The sequence below is a fragment of the Gleimia sp. 6138-11-ORH1 genome, from assembly GCF_024814355.1.
Taxonomy (GTDB): Bacteria; Actinomycetota; Actinomycetes; order Actinomycetales; family Actinomycetaceae; genus Gleimia.
In genome coordinates, this window is sequence record NZ_JANUXV010000001.1 from 535,952 (window position 1) to 555,607 (window position 19,656).

At 49.2% G+C, this 19,656-nt stretch carries 15 protein-coding genes; 9 read left to right on the plus strand and 6 right to left on the minus strand.

The annotated features are described in order from the left end of the window. The first annotated feature begins 54 nt into the window (after nt 1–54). Complete coding sequence (gene uvrA / locus NXS08_RS02265; RefSeq protein ID WP_259136751.1) at nt 55–2,889, plus strand: excinuclease ABC subunit UvrA; 2,835 nt, start codon at nt 55–57, stop codon at nt 2,887–2,889. 57 nt (nt 2,890–2,946) lie between these two features. Here the strand turns inward: uvrA and NXS08_RS02270 are convergent, their stop codons facing one another. From NXS08_RS02270 to glnA, 3 genes are all read right to left on the minus strand, one after another. After that, nucleotides 2,947–3,621, minus strand: a complete 675-nt coding sequence (locus NXS08_RS02270) for an SDR family oxidoreductase (protein ID WP_259136754.1) — start codon at nt 3,619–3,621, stop codon at nt 2,947–2,949. A gap of 12 nt (nt 3,622–3,633) precedes the next feature. After that, a complete protein-coding gene (locus NXS08_RS02275; protein ID WP_259136756.1) occupies nt 3,634–5,466 on the minus strand; it encodes a long-chain fatty acid--CoA ligase in 1,833 nt (610 codons plus the stop codon). A gap of 136 nt (nt 5,467–5,602) precedes the next feature. Beyond that, the gene (gene glnA / locus NXS08_RS02280; protein WP_259136758.1) at nt 5,603–7,030 is read right to left on the minus strand and encodes a type I glutamate--ammonia ligase; all 1,428 of its coding nucleotides are present in this window, start codon (nt 7,028–7,030) and stop codon (nt 5,603–5,605) included. 122 nt (nt 7,031–7,152) lie between these two features. Here glnA and uvrC point away from each other — a divergent pair, with 122 nt between their 5' ends. The 8 genes from uvrC (at nt 7,153) to secG (ending at nt 15,971) form a co-directional block, all read left to right on the plus strand. Beyond that, nucleotides 7,153–9,168 (plus strand): excinuclease ABC subunit UvrC, encoded by a 2,016-nt coding sequence (gene uvrC, locus NXS08_RS02285; RefSeq protein ID WP_259136760.1) that lies wholly within the window; start codon nt 7,153–7,155, stop codon nt 9,166–9,168. 36 nt (nt 9,169–9,204) lie between these two features. After that, nucleotides 9,205–10,158 (plus strand): RNase adapter RapZ, encoded by a 954-nt coding sequence (gene rapZ / locus NXS08_RS02290; RefSeq protein WP_259136762.1) that lies wholly within the window; start codon nt 9,205–9,207, stop codon nt 10,156–10,158. After that, entirely contained in the window at nt 10,158–11,171 is a 1,014-nt protein-coding gene (yvcK, locus tag NXS08_RS02295; RefSeq protein ID WP_259136764.1) for a uridine diphosphate-N-acetylglucosamine-binding protein YvcK, read from the plus strand. The genes rapZ and yvcK overlap by 1 nt, the downstream gene beginning before the upstream one ends. 85 nt (nt 11,172–11,256) lie before the next feature. Further along, on the plus strand, nt 11,257–12,240 hold the full coding sequence (gene whiA, locus NXS08_RS02300; protein ID WP_259136766.1) for a DNA-binding protein WhiA: 984 nt from the start codon (nt 11,257–11,259) through the stop codon (nt 12,238–12,240). A gap of 229 nt (nt 12,241–12,469) precedes the next feature. Beyond that, nucleotides 12,470–13,474, plus strand: coding sequence for a type I glyceraldehyde-3-phosphate dehydrogenase (gap, locus tag NXS08_RS02305; protein WP_259136768.1), 1,005 nt, complete (start codon nt 12,470–12,472; stop codon nt 13,472–13,474). A 120-nt stretch (nt 13,475–13,594) separates the two neighbouring features. Then, the gene (locus NXS08_RS02310; protein WP_310546918.1) at nt 13,595–14,785 is read left to right on the plus strand and encodes a phosphoglycerate kinase; all 1,191 of its coding nucleotides are present in this window, start codon (nt 13,595–13,597) and stop codon (nt 14,783–14,785) included. 2 nt (nt 14,786–14,787) lie between these two features. Further along, nucleotides 14,788–15,564 (plus strand): triose-phosphate isomerase, encoded by a 777-nt coding sequence (gene tpiA / locus NXS08_RS02315; RefSeq protein ID WP_259136773.1) that lies wholly within the window; start codon nt 14,788–14,790, stop codon nt 15,562–15,564. A 161-nt stretch (nt 15,565–15,725) separates the two neighbouring features. Then, on the plus strand, nt 15,726–15,971 hold the full coding sequence (secG, locus tag NXS08_RS02320; RefSeq protein WP_259136775.1) for a preprotein translocase subunit SecG: 246 nt from the start codon (nt 15,726–15,728) through the stop codon (nt 15,969–15,971). Nucleotides 15,972–16,301: 330 nt separating this feature from the next. On the opposite strand, the gene pgl is transcribed toward secG, so the two are convergent. From pgl to zwf, 3 genes are read right to left on the minus strand one after another with little or no spacing between them, the layout of a single operon-like run. Continuing rightward, nucleotides 16,302–17,084 (minus strand): 6-phosphogluconolactonase, encoded by a 783-nt coding sequence (gene pgl / locus NXS08_RS02325; RefSeq protein WP_259136778.1) that lies wholly within the window; start codon nt 17,082–17,084, stop codon nt 16,302–16,304. Then, nucleotides 17,075–17,980 carry a glucose-6-phosphate dehydrogenase assembly protein OpcA gene (locus NXS08_RS02330; RefSeq protein WP_259136780.1) on the minus strand — a complete coding sequence of 302 codons (906 nt, stop codon included), beginning with the start codon at nt 17,978–17,980 and terminating at the stop codon, nt 17,075–17,077. The genes pgl and NXS08_RS02330 overlap by 10 nt, the downstream gene beginning before the upstream one ends. Continuing rightward, a complete protein-coding gene (gene zwf / locus NXS08_RS02335; RefSeq protein ID WP_259136782.1) occupies nt 17,977–19,530 on the minus strand; it encodes a glucose-6-phosphate dehydrogenase in 1,554 nt (517 codons plus the stop codon). Before zwf ends, NXS08_RS02330 begins: the two co-directional genes overlap by 4 nt. Nucleotides 19,531–19,656 lie beyond the last annotated feature (126 nt).

A 19,656-nucleotide genomic window follows, 5' to 3' on the forward strand; every position in this document is an offset into this window, starting at 1 on the left:
CTCACCGGGAATCGAACATTTGTACGACATGCGGTGGTTAGGTAAACTTAAGCTGTGCAAGAAAAACTAATCGTCCGCGGAGCCCGCGCCCATAATCTAAAAAGTGTAGACCTAGATTTACCTCGGGAAGCAATGATTGTTTTCACCGGACTATCTGGTTCGGGAAAATCCTCTTTAGCTTTCGACACGATTTTTGCCGAAGGGCAACGTCGCTACGTGGAATCACTATCTTCCTATGCCCGCCAGTTCCTGGGACAAATGGATAAACCAGAAGTCGATTTCATTGAAGGGCTTTCCCCAGCAGTCTCAATCGACCAAAAATCCACTTCGCGTAACCCCCGTTCAACAGTGGGGACAATTACCGAAATCTACGATTACCTGCGTTTACTGTACGCTCGCACTGGTATTGCACACTGTCCTAAATGTGACGAACAGATTACTGCGCAAACTCCACAGCAAATCGTTGATTCAGTTAGTACCCTGCCGGCGGGCACCCGCTTTCAAGTGCGTGCCCCGATGGTCAGAGGGCGAAAAGGTGAGTACGCGGACTTATTTGCTGACCTGCGGGCCGAAGGATACGCCCGCGTCGTAGTCGATGGGGAAGAACACCGGTTAGAGTCGGTGCCGGTGTTAGAAAAGAAACTGAAACACTCAATCGATGTAGTAGTCGATCGCCTAGTGGTTAAAGATAATATACGTCAACGGCTCACTGATTCGGTTGAAACAGCTCTTAAACTAACTGACGGGCTAGTGGTAATTGAACTGGTTGATCTTGAGCCAACTGACCCGCATAAGTTCCGGCGCTATTCTGAAAAACGAGCTTGCCCTAACGATCATCCGCTCACTTTAGAAGAAATTGAACCACGCACATTTTCATTCAATGCTCCCTACGGGGCTTGCCCCACGTGTTCTGGATTAGGGACACGTTTAGAAGTCGATCCTGATCTGGTTATTCCAGATGAGGGACTTACCCTAAAAGAAGGGGCGATTAGCCCCTGGCCACCGCACAATAAGTATCACCGGCAGATTCTAGAAGCCCTGGGTAAAGAACTTGGCTTTGACATGGATACTCCGTGGCGAGATTTCTCAGACGAACTGAAACAGACACTGTTATTCGGCAAAGACTATAAAGTGCAGGTGCAGTACCGCAACCGCTTTGGCCGCGAACGTAGCTATACCGGCGGATTTGAAGGTGCCGTACTTTGGGTTGAACGCAAACGGAAGGAAACTGAGTCCGAAAGTCAGCTGGAAAAGCTCACTTCCTACATGCGCGAAACCGCCTGTCCAAGCTGTAAGGGAGCTCGTTTAAAACCAGAAGTACTGGCAGTTAAAATCAACGGGCTTTCTATCTCCAGCTTAACTGAGCTATCAGTGGTGGATGCTCGCGATTTTCTCCAAGAAGTTGAACTAACTGCCCGGACTAAACAGATTGCAGCGCCAATCCTAACAGAGATTTTAGCGCGCCTAAACTTCCTCATCGACGTGGGGTTAAACTATTTAACCCTTTCCCGTTCAGCGGGAACTCTCTCTGGTGGCGAAGCGCAGCGTATTCGCCTGGCAACCCAAATCGGATCAGGTTTAGTAGGCGTACTTTACGTACTGGATGAACCCTCTATTGGTTTACATCAGCGAGATAATGATCGGCTGATTGAAACTTTAGAAAAACTCCGCGACCTGGGAAATACGCTGATTGTGGTTGAACACGATGAAGATACGATTGCCCACGCAGACTGGATTGTAGACATTGGGCCCGGCGCTGGGGAACACGGGGGACAAATTGTTCACTCCGGTACTTTGTCGCAGTTAAAACGCAATCATGACTCACTTACCGGCGACTATCTTTCAGGGCGTAAGCGAATTGAAGTTCCGAAAGAACGCCGGCAAGTAAACCCCGAATCGGCGATTGTAGTCCATGGAGCAAAAGAAAATAACCTGCAGAATGTAACCGTTTCTTTTCCCCGCGGAGTATTCACCGCGGTTACCGGTGTGTCTGGTTCAGGTAAATCAACTTTGGTAAATGGGATTCTCTATCAATCCCTGGCTAAGCGTCTGAACCGAGCACAGTTAGTGCCTGGCCGGCATAAGTCAGTTTCTGGAATAGAGGAACTTGATAAGGTAGTTCACGTTGATCAATCCCCAATTGGGCGCACTCCTCGCTCTAACCCAGCCACTTATACGGGCGTGTGGGATATTGTGCGAAACCTATTTGCTGGTACCCCCGAAGCAATGGTCCGAGGTTACACAGCAGGACGGTTTTCCTTCAACGTAAAAGGTGGGCGCTGTGAACCATGTAAAGGCGACGGAACCATCAAGATTGAAATGAACTTCCTCCCGGACGTCTACGTCACCTGCGAAGTCTGTCAAGGAAAACGTTATAACCGAGAGACTCTAGAAGTCACCTATAAGGGCAAAAATATTGCCGATATTTTAGAGATGCCCATTGCTGATGCAGCTGAGTTTTTCGCGCAAATCCCACGTATTTCCCGATATTTACAGACTCTGGTAGAAGTCGGTTTAGGATACGTAAGGCTGGGGCAGTCCGCCACCACTCTTTCCGGTGGGGAAGCGCAGCGAGTGAAACTGGCAGCTGAACTACAACGCAGAACCCGAGGGCGGTCTGTTTACGTCCTCGATGAGCCAACCACCGGTTTACATTCAGAAGATATTAGAAAGCTACTTTTGGTCTTGCAAAGCCTGGTCGATAAAGGCAATACGGTGATCGTGATTGAACACAACTTAGATGTGATTAAATCAGCTGACTGGATTATCGATATGGGACCCGAAGGTGGCGCCGGCGGTGGCCAGGTGATTGCGGAAGGAACTCCGGAAAAAGTAGCTACGATTGGGAAGTCACATACGGGACGGTATCTGCGCAGACTACTGAAATAAAATACTGTGGTGGAGCATAAGCCTAGTGCTTTAACTCCACCACAGTAATTTTATCGGTTAAATAAGTGGCGCAATCGATAATGAGCCAATGAAAGCTTCCGCAGAAGCATCTAAAACCGCTCTTACCGCTTTAGCAACAGAACTAGGTTGCAGATGTTCACCCGGATCATAGGGACGATCCATGGAGGCTTGTATTGCCACCTGCATTTGCGTGTCTACCCGGCCAGGGTGAATCGAAGAGACCCTCACCTTACCGCGTTCTTCTTCTCTTAAAGAATCTGCAAACGCACGTAAAGCAAACTTAGAAGCAGCGTATGCCGCCCACCCGGGACTAGCTTTTAGACCAGCCCCAGAGTTAATGAAAATTACCTGCCCTTTTGCCTTACGAAGCACCGGTAAAAGCTGTCTGGTTAAATCAGCTGTGGAAATAACGTTCAGGGCAAACATCTGCTCCCAGTCAGTATGCGAGGTTTCTAAAACGGACTTAACAAAAGCAATTCCCGCGTTATGGATTAAACCATCCAACTCAGAAATCTGCGCGCAGGCATTTTCTAAGGCTGATTCATCTGTAAGATCAACGATAAAAGGTTCTGCAGACGGAAGTGAAGCGACCAACTCCGTAACTTTTTCGGGATCTCTACCACCTACAAGAAGATGAGTATCTTCCGCAAGCTCAGAACAGATCGCCCGCCCAATTCCACCAGTTGCGCCAGTAACTAAAACTTTCCGCATGGAAACTCCTGATTACTTCACTGAAATAGAGTTATCTGAACCGTCATACAGGGAAGCAATTTCCACTGCGAAGTCAGTAGATACTTTTGCGCGTTTTAATTTCATAGAGGGAGTTAAATAACCATTCTCAACTGTGAATTCGGCATCGATAAATCTAAAACGCCGGATTGATTCAGCTTTAGATACAGTTTTATTAACTCGTTTAATGGCAGCTAAGATGGACTCAATCACCTTCGGATGAGCTTTAGAACGCGCCGGATCCATCGGAGGCAAACCGTGGTTCTTCAACCAGGTAGGGAGCATTTCCGCATCTAAAGTAACAATCGCACTAATGTAGGGCTGTTGGTCGCCAACTACAACCACGTGGGAGATCAGCGGATGAGTTACCAGGCTTTCTTCTAAAGCTACTGGAGCAACATTCTTTCCTCCGGCAGTGACGATCAGATCTTTCGCACGTCCAGTAATGTAAAGCCGGTCTTTCTTATCGATCTTCGCAATATCACCGGTTCTGAACCAGCCGTCCTCGAAAGCCTCTGCAGTGGCCTGTGGATTATTGTAGTAGCCGGCGAAAACTGCCGCGCCCTGTACCAGCACTTCACCTTCGCTAGAAAGTTTAATCCGGTTACCGGGTATTAGGTTACCGACCGAACCCATTTTCTCTTTCCCTAAACGGGTGATTGAAAGTGGGCCGGTAGTTTCAGATAGGCCGTAGCCTTCTAAAAGATCTAATCCTAAACCGCGGAAGAAATGCCCCAGGGTCGGGGAAAGCGGTGCCCCACCAGAGACGATATAACGCATTTTAGGCCCTAAAGCGGCTTTAATCTTATGAAGAACCAGGCGGTTGGCTAACTTTAAACGCCGTTTCTGTCTAAAGGATGGTCCTCTGCGGGTATCAAGTGCCCGCGAATAAGAGATCGCAGCATTAGCTGCCCAGCGGAATAGTTTACGTTTGATTCCCTTACCTGCTTTAGCTTCAGAGGCGTTGTAAATCTTTTCCAAAACTCGCGGTACTAAAAGCAGGATACTCGGTTGGAAAGTCTTCAGGTCGCCCAGCAGATTCTTAGTGTTAGAAACATTGGCGAATACGCCGTTGCCAGCCAAGATCAGGAACTGTACGAAGCGGGCCAGCACATGGGCCAGGGGAAGGAAAAGTAGAAAACGGGTTTCGTTTGAAAGGCAGATATTTGGCACTGCTTCTTGCGCACCATAGATAGTTTCCACGAAGTTCCGGTGGGTGAGCGTAACTCCCTTTGGAAGTCCAGTGGTTCCCGAGGTATAGATGATGGTAGCGACATCGTCGATATCGACCTTGGCTTGGGCTGCTTTAAGTTTTTCATCTGAGACCTGCAGGCCCCGAGACTGCAGTAGTCGAATAGCGCCGTTATCAAAAGAAAGGATTTCTTTTACGGAGGGGCCAGCCGAGGCTTTGACAAGTTCTAAACGAGTATTGTTATCGGTGATAACCAAAGAAGGGAGAGCGTCGTTGGTAATCCATTCGATTTGTAAACTGGAATCCGACTCATAGATGGGAGCCACAATAATCCCCAGGGAGAGGGCAGCCAGGTCTAGAACTGTCCACTCAGTGCAAGTTGCTGCCATGATGGAGATGCGGTCGCCTTTGGAAAGTCCCATTTGTAACAGGCCTCTGGCAACGTCATCAACTTCGATCTGCAAATCTTTAGCGCTGATTTCCCGCCAGCTTCCCACAGATGTACGGCGTTCCAAAACCGGGGCATTTGGTGTGCGCTCAGCGCGGTCAGATAAGAAAGTGTAGAGGGTTTCATGCGGTTTAGCTTCTTGCTTAAGTGGAATTTCCCAAATCTTTTCTTTCTTAAACAGTCCCACCAGTGGCACCTTTCTATGCGGTATATTTGCAGTTACTTCTAGTTTAGCTACTTAAAATCTTTAATCAACGGATTGGGTTAATAATGAGACTCGTGTCCTTGCTATTAAGCAAAAGAACCCATTTAACCGATGAGGTTTAGATATTGTAGTAGAGCTCAAACTCATAAGGATGAACCAAAGCCCGCATCGGAGCGATTTCTTGGGTTTCCTTATAGTCAATCCAAGTGTGAATTAAATCCTCTGTGAAAACATTCCCCTCAAGTAAAAACTCGTGGTCCTCGCGCAGAGCTTCTAAGGCTGCTTCCAAAGAGGTTGGCAATTTTTCAATATCTTCATATTCAGCCGGAGGAAGCTCGTAAAGATCCTTATCGATGGGAGCCGGCGGCTCTATCCGATTACGAATCCCATCAATCCCAGCCATCAGACAGGCAGCAAAAGCCAGGTAAGGATTTGCTGTTGGATCCGGCACGCGATATTCAACCCGCTTAGCAGCTGCAGAGGTGCCGGTGACCGGAATTCTGATGCAGGCAGACCGATTCCGCGCAGAATAAACCAGATTGATGGGTGCTTCAAAACCGGGAACTAAACGACGATAAGAGTTAATCGAAGGGTTGGTGAAGGCCAGTAATGCCGGGGCGTGGTGAAGTAATCCCCCCACAAACCAGCGCGCTGTATCGGAAAGCCCCCCGTAGCCATTAGGATCGTGGAATAACGGTTTGCCATCTTTCCAAAGGGAGAGGTGGCAGTGCATTCCCGAACCGTTGTCCTTTGCAAGCGGTTTGGGCATAAAGGTTGCCGTGTAACCACTTTGCAGGGCGCAGTTACGGACAATATATTTGAACTTCAACATATCATCGGCGGCGCAGGTTAGTGTATCGAAGCGATAGTTAATCTCTTGCTGACCACCCGAAGCACATTCATGGTGATGACGCTCTACCCGCAAACCGGCCTCGGCCAGGACAGTCGCCGTGTAGTCACGGAAATCTACCTGCCCATCTAAGGGAGCTACCGGGAAGTAGCCGCCCTTTTGAGCAACCGTATGTCCAACGTTTTGGAAACTATCATCGGAGGCTCGTCCGGAGTTCCAGTAACCTTCCTCGGAATCAATTTCAAATACTGTGTGGTGTGGAAGCGACTGATAACGTACCTCTTTAAAAGTGAAGAACTCTGCCTCAGCCCCAACGTAGCAGGTGTCGGCAATTCCGGTGGACCGCAGATAGTTTTCCGCCTTTTGGGCAACCTGGCGAGGATCGCGCTCAAAGGGGGCGTCTGTGAAGGGATCCACAATCGAAAAATTCATGTTCAACGTGGGAATCGGGCGGAAAGGGTCAAGATAGGCTGAACCGATATCAGCCACCAGTTTCATATCAGATTCGTGGATTTGGGTGAATCCCTTGATTGAGGAGCCATCGAACATAATTCCGTTGTCTAAAACTGCTTCAAGCTCACTGGCTGGCACCGTAATATGCTGTTGCACACCGGGAAGATCGCAAAATCGAACGTCTAGTTGTTCGATCTTATGTTCATTTACATAAGCCAAGAGACTTTCGCGGGTACTAAACATTCGGTACCGTCCTCAAAATAAGTTGTATCTAGTTACGTAGATAACCTTAGCATTTGCCTTAAACAATCGGCAGGCAGTTTTATATTCTGATTTAACAGTCCGGCTTGTTTACAATGGAAACTATGGCAGATCCTCTTACCTACCGACCCAAAACCAGCGATATTCCGGTAAGTCCGGGGGTATATCGTTTCTCTGATGCCACGGGCAGGGTCATTTATGTGGGTAAAGCAAAGAACCTGCGAAACCGTTTAACCAGCTATTTTCAAGATCCTGCGAACCTGCATCCGCGCACTCAGCAAATGGTTTTTAGTGCCACTAATGTGCAGTGGACGGTAGTTAATTCTGAGGTGGAGGCACTCACTTTAGAATATAACTGGATTAAAGAGTTTGATCCGCGTTTTAACGTGATGATGAAAGATGATCACTCTTACCCGTACCTTGCGGTGACAGTGAATGAGCAGATTCCGCGGATGACAATTATGCGGGGCAATCGCAATAAGAAGGTTCGTTATTTTGGTCCTTATGCGCAAGTTTGGGCGTTAAGAGATACAGCCGATCAACTTCAGAAAGTGTTTCAAGTTCGTACCTGTTCTGATGGAGTTTTACGCCGCGCTCAGTCTCAGGGGCGGCCCTGTTTACTGGGTTATATTGAAAAGTGTTCGGCTCCTTGTACCGGTAAAATTAGTGAGGCTGACTATCAGCAAAGAGTTACTCAGCTGTGTCAATTTATGGCAGGTAAAGTAGGGCCATATTTGGCGAATCTGCGTTCTGAAATGAAAGCTGCTGCCAGCGAGCTTGAGTTTGAAAAAGCTGCGCGGTTACGGGATAACTTGCAGGCTTTAGAAGTAGTTTTGGAACGTAATGCGATTGTTTTTAACGATGGAACTGACGCGGATGTATTCGGGTTAGTTTCCGATGAGTTAGAAAGTGGCATTTATCTTTTCCACGTGCGCGGCGGAAGAATCCGCGGTGTGCGCGGCTGGGTACTTCACAATCAGTATGGGGCCAGTGATGCAGAGAATCTGCAGGCAGTTTTGCAACAGGCTTTTGCCGAGGCCGTTGGAGTTAAAGAAACGCAGAAACGCCAAGCGGTTTCGGTTGATGATTTAGAACATCTTCCCACTAATGCGGTTCCACCAGAGATCCTGGTACCGGTGCTCCCCACGGAAGTTGCTGTCTTAGAAGAATGGCTAAGTGAAAAACGGGGTGCAAAAGTACGGATTAAAGTACCCGTCCGTGGAGAGAAAAAGGCGCTGCAAGAAACTGTCCAAAAGAATGCGGCGGAAACTCTGCGCCAACATCGGCTTAGAAGAATCAATGATTTAACCCAACGTTCGGTCGCTTTAGAAGAGTTGGCTGACTACTTGGAATTGTCCCATGCCCCGCTGCGGATTGAATGTTTCGATATTTCTCATCTGCAAGGTACTCATCAAGTGGGCTCCCTAGTAGTTTTTGAAGATGGCGCGCCCCGGAAGAAGGACTACCGGAGTTTCACTATTCAAGCACCTTCCGGAGAGTCTCTTGACGATACCGCGGCTATGCGGCAGGTTTTAACCCGCCGGTTCAAACGCCTTCTTGCTGAAGAAAATGGGGTTGCTGGATATGACGAAGAGGGGATTAAGCTGGAGTCTGGGCCGATCGATGAGACAACCGGGCGTCCTCGGCGGTTTTCCTACCGCCCCGATCTGGTGGTAGTTGATGGTGGTTTACCGCAGGTGAACGCGGCAGCTGAAACTCTCACTGAGTTAGGGATTGATATTCCGGTAATTGGTTTAGCTAAACGGTTGGAAGAAGTGTGGATTCCTCAGGAGGAGTATCCCGTGATTTTTCCGCGCACTTGCGCAGGACTTTATCTGCTGCAGCATCTGCGGGATGAATCCCACCGTTTTGCGATTACCGCGCACCGGAAGAAACGCTCTAAATCCATGTTGATATCTGTTTTAGATGAGATTCCTGGTTTAGGTGCCGCTAAGCAAAAAGCCCTGCTTGCAAAATTCGGTGCAGTTAAGCATATTAAGGTTGCGAAGGTAAGTGATTTACAGGAGGTTGCGGGAATCGGACCACTGCTTGCCCAGGCAATTTACGACTACTTTCATCCCGCAGAGGCTTCAGTTGATCCCGATGAATCCGTTGAATAAGATTCAGATTATTAAAAAACCTGGCAAACTAGATATATGAATAATCTTGAAGCCAGCGACTCTACTCATCCGCACGCAGTTCCGACGGATATTTCAGTTTTAGACGAGGCAACATCTTTACCGCAAAACCTGGGTACTGAGATGTTAATTATTACTGGAATGTCCGGTGCCGGACGTACCCGCGCTTCTATGGCGTTGGAAGACCTTGATTGGTATGTGGTGGATAATCTTCCCCCGGTGCTGCTGCCAGTTTTGGCGGGTATGATGACTCCGGATGGGGGAGGGGTACACCGTTTAGCTGCGGTGGTAGATGTTCGTTCAGGTGGATTCTTCCGCGATTTTGAATCTATTTTGGCGAAACTAGCTGCAGAAAATATTTCGCATCGCCTGATTTTCTTAGAAGCTGATGAGGCTGAGTTGGTTAAACGCTATGAGTCTAATCGGCGTCCGCACCCACTGCAAGAAGATGGGCGGATCTTAGATGGGATTGCGAAAGAGAAGGAACTGCTGGCCCCGTTGCGGGCTTTGGCAGATGAGATTGTGGACACTACGAAGATGAGTGTGCATGATTTGACTCGCCATATGCGGGATGTAGTTGCCGGTGATTCTCATCAGACTTTGAACCTAACGGTGATGTCTTTTGGTTTTAAGTACGGTTTACCGTTGGATGCGGACCATGTTTTAGATGTGCGTTTCTTAAAGAATCCCTACTGGGTGAGTGAACTTAGGCATTTGACTGGGCGCGATGAGCCGGTGGCTAAGTATGTTTTGGAACAGCCTGGGGCAAGGGAATTTGCTGAGAATTATGCGGATTTGTTGGCTCCAATGCTGGCGGGATATTTATCTGAGTTGAAGCCTTTTGTAACCATCGCGGTGGGGTGTACGGGCGGTAAGCACCGTTCTGTGGCAAATGCAGAGTTGATTGCCGCTAAGCTGCGGGAAAAGGGTTTTCCAGTGCGGGTAATTCACCGAGATTTAGGGCGTGAATAATGAGTATGCTGCTAGATAAGGAAGGTTGGCCGTTAAGAGGAGAAGCGGGAACAAAAGTGGTTGCCTTTGGAGGTGGTCATGGTTTGTCTGCGACGCTTCGCGCTTTAAAGCATATTACTCATCAGCTTACTGCAGTGGTTACCGTTGCTGACGACGGTGGTTCTTCGGGAAGATTGAGAAGTGAGATGGAAGTGCTACCGCCTGGTGATTTGCGGATGGCTTTAGCTTCCTTATGTGATGATTCTGAGTGGGGACTTACTTGGCGTGATGTGATGCAACATCGGTTTAAGACCGAGGGAGAGTTGGATAATCACGCATTGGGTAATCTGCTGATTGTGGCGATTTGGCAGTTACTCGGTGACGAGCTGCAGGGCTTGGATTGGGTTGGGAAACTCTTGAAAGCTCATGGGCGAGTTTTGCCGATGGCTTCCGTTCCGTTGGAGATTGAAGCGGATATGATTCTTCCCGAGGACGGTTCGCAAAGGACTTACCGGGGGCAGGTAAATGTGGCTAAGGCTCCAGGAAGGGTAGCTGATATTCGGATTATTCCCAGTAATCCGCCGGTTTCAGCTGAGGTTAAGCAGGCGATTGCGGAGGCAGAGTGGATTGTTTTAGGACCGGGGTCTTGGTACACGTCTGTTTTGCCGCACCTATTAGTTAAAGAGCTGCACGATGCGCTGGTGAGTACTCCTGCTAGGCGTGCGTTGATTTTGAATTTGACTGAGCAGGCGGGGGAAACGGATTCGTTGTCGGCTGCTGACCACGTGCGTTTGCTGGGGAAGTATGCTCCCAGTTTTGCTTTAGATGTGGTGATTGCGGATCCTTCTATGGTTGAAGATATTGATGATTTAGAAGCTGCCGCGAGGGAGTTGGGGGCGCGACTTTTGTTGCGTCAGGTGTGTATTGGGTCGCGTTCGGGTTTACACGATCCGTTGCGTTTAGCCGCGGCTTTAAGAGATGCTTTCGAGGGCGTGTTGGGGGAGGTTAATGCGCCGGAGAATTGGTTGGCATAATTCACTTTTAGGTACTTTAAGAGACTATCCTAACTGTTTCCAGGTAAAGTTTTTACGGTATTAGAATCTGCTTGAAAGGTTTACGATGGCGCTTACTGCTGGTTTGAAAAAGGAACTGGTGCAGCATCCGGTGACCACGGCTTCGCAAATGAATGCGGAGATCGCTACTTTACTGCGTTTTGCTGGAGGGCTACACGAGGTCAATGGTCACGTGGTAATCGAGGCCGAGTTAGATTCTAAGGCGGCAGCTACCCGTTTGCGCGCATTTTTAGCGAAACTTTATAACGCCTCCACCTCTGTGGTAGTGGTTTCTGGGGGCGCTTTAAAAAAGGGCGACCGCTATGTGGTGCGGGTAGTTGAAAGAGCTGAGCAGTTAGCTCGTTTAACGGGATTGGTTGATCACCGAAATCAAGCTATTCGCGGTTTGCCACCAGAGATTGTTTCCGGCGGAGAAGCTGAAGCGATCGCTGCTTGGCGGGGCGCTTTTTTAGCGCGAGGCTCTCTGTTAGAACCCGGCAGGTCTTCTTCGATGGAATTGACTGCGCCGGGGCCTGAAGCTGCGCTGGCGCTGGTGGGAGTAGCCCGTCGGATGGGGGCTACGGCGCGGGTAAGAGAAGTGCGGAATTCTCATCGGGTGGTGGTTAAGGATGCCGATGGTATTTCGGTTCTTTTAGATAAGCTGGGCGCGAAGGAAACTTTTGAGATTTGGAATTCTCGACGGCAGCGGCGTGAACTGCGCGGAAATATAAATCGGTTAGCTAACTTTGATGACGCAAATTTACGGCGGTCTGCACGTGCCGCTGTGGCAGCGGGAGCCAGAGTACAGCGGGCTTTTGAAATCTTAGGTGATGACATTCCGGCGCACCTGTATGAGGCTGGGCAGTTGCGTTTACAGTATAAAGAGGCTTCGTTGGAAGAACTTGGGAAGCTCTCTGATCCCCAATTAACTAAAGATGCAGTGGCAGGGCGGATCCGTCGCCTACTGGCGCTGGCTGATAAGGTGGCTTCTGAGCAGGGGATTGCTGATACTGAAGCGGCGATCACCATGGAAATGCTTGACGAATCCTAGTTTTTTCTGCCTTGAGTTTCTTAAAAACTCAAGGCAGATTGCTTTATAACTCTTTACTTAGTTTGTAAGAACGTTTTAATTAGGTCATCAGACCCTGATAAAAATCAGAAAACAGTGTAAATTAGAAGGTGCTGGAACCGCAGCCAATCTGCGGACTAAATTGGGCAGTTCCGCCCTCTTTAGATAACTCAAAGACGAAAAATGCTATGTAGCATTACAGGAGGACATTGTGACCATCCGCGTCGGTATTAACGGCTTTGGCCGTATTGGCCGTAACTTCTTCCGCGCAGTTCTCGAACAGGGCGCAGACGTTGAAATTGTAGCTGTAAACGACTTGACTGATAACGAAACCCTAGCTCACCTACTGAAGTGGGACTCCATCTTGGGTAAGTTGGATCTTGACGTAACCTACGACGAAGAATCCATCACCGTTGGTGGAAAGCGCATTGCTGCTTTGGCAGAACGCGATCCTGCAAACATCAAGTGGGGCGAACTGGGTGCTGATATCGTAATCGAATCCACCGGTTTCTTCACCGATGCTACCAAGGCAAAGGCACACATTGACGGTGGAGCAAAGAAGGTTATCATCTCTGCTCCTGCAAAGAACGAAGATGCAACTTTCGTTGTTGGTGTAAACCACACCGATTACGATGCTGAAAAGCACACCATCATCTCTAACGCTTCTTGCACCACCAACTGCCTCGCTCCAATGGCTAAGGTACTTGATGACGCATTCGGCATCGAACACGGCTTGATGACCACCATTCACGCTTACACCGGTGACCAGCGTCTCCACGACGCACCTCACTCTGACCTGCGTCGCGCCCGCGCTGCAGCTCTGAACATCGTTCCTACCACCACTGGTGCAGCAAAGGCAGTTTCTCTGGTTCTGCCACAGCTGAAGGGCAAGCTGGATGGATACGCACTACGCGTACCAACCCCAACCGGTTCTGTAACCGACCTAACCTTCACCGCTAAGAGCGAAGTTTCCGTTGAATCCGTAAACGCAGCGATGAAGGCAGCAGCTGAAGGCCCACTCAAGGGCGTTCTAGGATACTCCGACGGTTACCTGGTATCCACCGATATCACCACCGACCCACTGTCTTCCATCTTCGATGCACCTCTAACCAAGGTAATCGGCAACCAGGTTAAGGTTGTTTCTTGGTACGACAACGAATGGGGCTACTCCAACCGTCTGGTAGACCTCACCGTTTACGTAGGCGAGCGTCTCTAATCTAAAACGCATCTAAGAGCGTATAAATGACGCCCGCGCATGCTCCGGCGTGCGCGGGCGTCATTGCTTAACCAAGCAAACTAGACAGCTACAACAAAGACTCTAAGGAGAGAATCTATGTTGCGTACAATTGAAACCCTGGGCGACCTTAAAGGTAAGCGCGTCCTGGTACGTTCCGACTTCAACGTTCCATTAAAAGATGGGGTAATCACCGACGACGGACGTATCCGCGCCGCCCTCCCCACCTTGAATCAACTGCGTGAAGCCGGAGCGAAAGTAATCGTCATGGCACACCTGGGCCGCCCTAAAGGTGAAGTAAACCCAGCCTTCTCCCTCGCCCCAGTAGCAAAACGACTGGGCGAACTAATTGACGCTCCCGTCGCCCTGGCAGCAGACACCACCGGCGCTTCCGCGCAGGAACTAGCTGCTAACCTTAAAGAAGGTGAAGTACTACTATTAGAAAACGTTCGCTTTGACGCACGTGAAACTTCCAAAGTAGACGCAGAACGTGAAGCAATGGCAGCTGAACTAGCAGAACTTGCAGACGCCTACGTTTCCGACGGTTTCGGAGTAGTCCACCGCAAGCAGGCTTCAGTATACGATATTGCGAAGAAACTACCTTCCGCATCTGGACAGCTAGTTCTCAAAGAAATCGAATCCCTACGTAAAGCAACCGACAACCCAGAACGCCCCTACACAGTAGTCCTGGGCGGAGCAAAAGTTGCCGATAAGCTGGGCGTAATCGCTAACTTGCTGAACAAAGCTGACATTCTGGTAATTGGTGGCGGAATGGCCTACACCTTCCTCAAAGCCAAGGGATACGAAGTAGGCACCTCTTTACTGGATCTTGACAATGTGGAAACCGTTGCCGGTTATATTGCCGAAGCCGAAGCAAAGGGCGTAGAACTGGTACTCCCAGTTGATATCGTAGTTGCCCCTGAATTCGATAAAGACGCCACCCCAACTGTAGTTGCTGCAGACGCCATCCCAGCTGACCAAATGGGCCTCGACATCGGTCCTAAATCACAGGCACTTTACGCTGCGAAAATTGCAGCCTCAAAGACCGTGGCTTGGAACGGCCCCATGGGCGTATTTGAATTTGAAAACTTCGCTAACGGCACCAAAGCAGTGGCTTTAGCCATGTCAGAAGGCGAAGGATTCTCAGTCGTAGGTGGCGGCGACTCAGCTGCCGCGGTACGCCTACTGGGCTTCGACGAAGCAACTTTCTCTCACATTTCCACCGGTGGTGGAGCTTCCCTCGAACTACTTGAAGGAAAGACTCTACCAGGCATTGCAGTATTGGAGGACTGAAAATGACCCGTATTCCCCTAATGGCAGGTAACTGGAAAATGAACCTGGACCACTTGGAAGCAATCCATTTGGTACAGGGCCTGCACATGGCACTAACCGACGCAAACTTCGACTACAGCAAGACTGAAGTTGTCGTCATCCCCCCATTTACCGATATTCGTTCCGTACAAACCGTTGTTGAAGGTGACGAAATGGGCATCAAATACGGTGCACAGGACGTCTCTGTACACGCATCCGGTGCATACACCGGTGAAGTATCCGCAAATATGCTGAAGAAACTCGGCGTATCTTACATTGTGGTGGGACACTCAGAACGCCGCGAATACCACGGCGAATGCGACCAGAAGGTAAACCAAAAAGCCCGCGTTGCATTAGAAAATGGCATGACCCCGATTATCTGCTGCGGTGAAGGCCTTGAAGTACGTAAAGCTGGCGAACACGTCCCACACGTACTGGCACAGATCGACGGTGCGCTGGCAGGATTCTCAGCTGAAGAAGTTGCGAAATCAGTTATCGCCTACGAACCAATCTGGGCAATCGGAACTGGTGAAGTAGCCACCCCAGAAGACGCACAGGAAGTTTGCGCAGCTATCCGCGTACGCATTAGCGAACTATACGACGAGGAAACTGCTGCAGCAACCCGCATTCTCTACGGTGGCTCTGTGAAGTCCTCCAACGTAGCTGACATCATGGCAAAAGCAGATGTAGACGGCGCATTGGTAGGCGGAGCATCACTAGAAGCAGGCGAATTCTCAAAGATTGCACGCTTTGATGCCTAATCGGCTAACTTAAGTTTGGGTGGGAAGAAACTATTTCTTCCCACCCAAACTATTTCTAAGGCAGCAGCGGCAATCAACTAGGCATTTGCTGTTAAATTAGATAAACTTGATAAGTTGATAAGAAATTTGTCTTAAGTTGCAAACTCGAAAGGGAAAACCGCATGAACGCCTTCCTCTACTTTCTATACGTCCTGCTGGTAATCTCTAGCCTTTTTTTAATCCTCACTGTACTAATGCACAAAGGTAAAGGCGGCGGCGTATCCGATATGTTCGGTGGCGGACTTTCTCAGACAGCCGGTTCTTCTGGCGTAGCTGAACGCAACCTAAACCGGATCACCTTGGCAACCCTCACCGTCTGGATCACCGTAATCGTTGCGATCGGTATTCTCAGCAAATTCGCACTCTGAAAATGCCACAATCGGCCCAGGTCGAATACTTCTGCGCGCGTGACCACGTCACGCGCGTTAGTTATAGTGTTGAAGCACTTTTAGACGCACCACCAAGCAGGCCCTGCGCCACATGCCAACAACCGGCTTACCGCAGCAGACCCACCAAATCCCCCCACACGCAGACACAAACAGGGGAGGGGCCAGGAAACTCTAGAGTTGAAAACCCAGAAACGGCAAAGCAAGCTTTTTCGAAATCACACCACCAAGAGCTTCAGCTTCGGCGTAGCCAAGCTGAAGCTGAAGAGCTTTTAAACACCGCCCTCGAAAAGTTAAGAAAAGAAAACTAAACTAACCCAGGGGATTAACGCGCACTGCCGCCGCTGCGTCACACCACCAAATTGTGCCCACCTGATTCATTGCTGAAGCAGGAACTTCTCGATAATCAGCCCCATGTATTGCATGGGCTAAAGCCAGTGCTTTATCACTTCCAGTCACGACAAACCAAGAAACCTGCGTGCGCCGCAGTAACTCCAAAGTCATCGTCACCCTAATGGCAGGTGGCTTCGGAGAATCCAACTCGGCAGTAACTAAGCCAGCCGCCTGCAAGGACTCATGTGAGGGAAACAAAGAGGCAAAATGCCCATCGGGGCCCATTCCCAGTAATGCGAAATCAAGCCGTACTGTCTGCGCTTTCTTAGAAAGCGCATCTAAACTACCTTGCGCAGGAGAGAAAACTTCTTTAAGTTCCTGCTCGTAGGCGCGCGCCGCAGCCACCGGGTCTGCACAGGTGTCGGGGGGTAAAACATCATGCAAAGTAAAAATCGGGTACTGATCCGTCAAATATTTACGCACCAAAGTAGAAGTGCGCTCAGCGGAAGTTATAGGCACATGCCGTTCATCAACTAACCAAATGTGAATCGGCACCCAGTTATCAATTACTTCTGGGTGAGCTTCCAAAAATTGGCTTACCATCGGGAACAATTTAGTAGCAATCGAGCCACCAGAGACTCCCAGCTGAATCCGCGAACGCTGCTTCGAAAGTTCGGTAATTTTTCGGATAAAGGCCTGCGCTACCTTCGCATAAAGTTCATTAACATTGGAAAAGACTTTCACATCTGAGGTTAAAGACATAACGCAAGTACCTCTTTATATAGGATGTCCTCGTCAAGTAAGCGTAGATCCTCCATCAGGGAATCGTGATCTTGTCTCCGCGGAAGATTAACCATAGTCTTAGCTAAACCAGGGCGCTGCAAAACAGCGACAGCTGAATCATCAGCACGCGAAAGTTCATAGACCTGCCCCTTAGAAATTAGGGCCACCGATTCTAAGGTTTTCACATCTTTAGGGATAAACTCTGCCTCCACAGCGAGCTTCAGCTGAATCCATTTGGCCAGCAAATAGGGCGCCGGATGGGTTGGATTACCGACAATTTTCACCTTATCAAAGTGGGATACTTGGGCTTCATCAACTAAAGCAGCTAAAAGACCACGCCACATAGTTACTGCTGCCCAAGCCAGATCGGTATCACCTGGAGCATAGTTGCGAGCTAATTGCCGAATGAACTCGAACGGGGTTTCAAGCCGCCGAGAGTTGGTAATTCGCCGGGAAGCCAGTCTACCCAGCGGGTGTTCAGCTGGCGCTGCCGGAGCCGTAAAGGGCCAGAAACAAACTACCGGGGTATCGGCGATCAAAAGTGGAATCACTAAAGAGTCAAGACTTTCTGGCGCACACCCACCCGGGTTAAGGACGATCACGTCAGAAGCACCCATTTCGGTGCCGTAATGAAGTGAAGCATTCAATCCGTGGCAAAGGGCCTGCGGTGAATTGACAACAATAATCACCCGGCAAGGATGTTCCACTGAAGCAGCCGAACACAGCTTAATAGCCGGGGCAACCTCAGTTTCTGCGGCAACTACCGTAATCAGATTAAGTACCCGCCCAGAAGCAGGAATCGCGGCTTCTTCAGTAAGCTGAGCCAAGCGTTTAAAGATTGCTGCAGACGTGGTGTCAGTTAATGTTTCAATCATGGATTTCTCCAACTTCTGCCGTCTTTTGCAAGGATTTCATGTGCTTCTTTGGGACCCCAAGTGCCGGGACGATAGGGAACCGGAGTGACCTCTTCAGCCCAGTACTTGAAGATAGGATCCATAATTGCCCACGAAAGTTCCACTTCAGTTTGCCCTGGAAACAGTGGCGAATTCCCGGCTAATGCGTCCAGCAAAAGCCGTTCATAAGCCAGGGGAGAATCCTCTGTAAAAGCATGACCATACCCAAAGTCCATTGAAACATCGCGCACTTGCATTCCATTACCAGGGATCTTTGAACCAAACCTTAAGGTGATTCCTTCATCAGGTTGAACTCGAATCACTAAAGCATTATTTCCCAGCTCTTGGGTAGCTGCTTTATCGAAGGGAATATGTGCTGCACGCTTAAATACCACGGCAATTTCAGTTACGCGTTTACCTAAGCGTTTACCCGTACGTAGATAGAAGGGGACTCCCGCCCAGCGTCTAGTATCAACGTAGAGTTTAACTGCTGCGAAAGTATCGGTCCGAGAAGAAGCGGGAATATTATCCTCTTCTAAGTAGCCTTTAACCTGCTGTCCGCCCTGCCATCCGGCAGTGTATCTGCCAATTACCGTGTTACTGGCCAGGTCCTCTGGTAGGCGCACTGCGGAAAGAACTTTTTCTTTTTCCACGCGCAGGTCATGTTCGCTAAAAGTCACGGGTTCTTCCATAGCTGTTAAGGCTAAAAGCTGTAGTAAATGATTTTGCATCACATCTTTAGCAGCACCAATCCCGTCGTAGTAGCCAGCGCGAGTACCGATCCCAATATCTTCAGCCATGGTAATTTGTACGTGGTCTACGTAGCGCGAGTTCCAAAGTGGCTCAAACATAATGTTAGAAAAACGCATTGCCAAAATATTTTGTACAGTTTCCTTACCCAGGTAGTGGTCGATGCGGAAAGTATCTTTTTCAGCAAATACTTCATGAAGGATCGCTGCCAGTTCTTTTGCTGAATCAAGATCATCTCCGAAAGGTTTTTCAATAATCACCCGGCGGAAACTCTCAGGATTCTTAGTGTTTAACCCAGATTGTGCCAGTTGAGAAACAACCTTTGGGAAGGATGCTGGGGGAATGGATAGATAGAACGCATGGTTACCACCGGTACCACGGGTTTCGTCAAGTTCAGTGACGGTTTCAGCAAGGCGAGTAAAAGCGGCCTCGTCATCGAAAGTACCCGAAACGAAACGTAATCCAGCCCGGAACTGTTCCCAAGTATGCTCATCCCACGGAGTGCGAGCATAGGACTTAATCGAGTCTTGAATATAGTTAGCGAAATCTTCATCTGACCAGTCACGACGAGCGAACCCAGTTAAAGCAAAAGCTGGATGAAGTAAACCGCGGTTAGCTAAATCGTAGAGCGCGGGAACCAGTTTCTTTCGCGCTAAATCGCCAGTGATCCCGAAAATTACCAGATCACAAGGTGGTGCAATCAACGGCAACCGCCGGTCCCGCGTATCATGTAGGCTGGCTTTTTGCCTGACATTAGCCGGTGAGAGCCGAGGAAGATTCATAATTAGCAGACCTCATTTTAGTTATCTGCCCGGGTAAATTTACCTGAGCTAAACACATTCCAAGTTCTATTTTACGGGCGTGAAGAAAATCTGCCCAACGAAAACTAGGCGGAGGATATATCAATT

What these genes read in the sequence shown, in the direction of transcription:
- NXS08_RS02330 (WP_259136780.1), bottom strand. Translation starts at nt 17,980, where the DNA reads ATGATTGAAACATTAACTGACACCACGTCTGCAGCAATCTTTAAACGC.
- pgl (WP_259136778.1), bottom strand. Translation starts at nt 17,084, where the DNA reads ATGTCTTTAACCTCAGATGTGAAAGTCTTTTCCAATGTTAATGAACTT.
- whiA (WP_259136766.1), top strand. Translation starts at nt 11,257, where the DNA reads ATGGCGCTTACTGCTGGTTTGAAAAAGGAACTGGTGCAGCATCCGGTG.
- rapZ (WP_259136762.1), top strand. Translation starts at nt 9,205, where the DNA reads ATGAATAATCTTGAAGCCAGCGACTCTACTCATCCGCACGCAGTTCCG.
- yvcK (WP_259136764.1), top strand. Translation starts at nt 10,158, where the DNA reads ATGAGTATGCTGCTAGATAAGGAAGGTTGGCCGTTAAGAGGAGAAGCG.
- zwf (WP_259136782.1), bottom strand. Translation starts at nt 19,530, where the DNA reads ATGAATCTTCCTCGGCTCTCACCGGCTAATGTCAGGCAAAAAGCCAGC.
- NXS08_RS02270 (WP_259136754.1), bottom strand. Translation starts at nt 3,621, where the DNA reads ATGCGGAAAGTTTTAGTTACTGGCGCAACTGGTGGAATTGGGCGGGCG.
- tpiA (WP_259136773.1), top strand. Translation starts at nt 14,788, where the DNA reads ATGACCCGTATTCCCCTAATGGCAGGTAACTGGAAAATGAACCTGGAC.
- secG (WP_259136775.1), top strand. Translation starts at nt 15,726, where the DNA reads ATGAACGCCTTCCTCTACTTTCTATACGTCCTGCTGGTAATCTCTAGC.
- uvrC (WP_259136760.1), top strand. Translation starts at nt 7,153, where the DNA reads ATGGCAGATCCTCTTACCTACCGACCCAAAACCAGCGATATTCCGGTA.
- glnA (WP_259136758.1), bottom strand. Translation starts at nt 7,030, where the DNA reads ATGTTTAGTACCCGCGAAAGTCTCTTGGCTTATGTAAATGAACATAAG.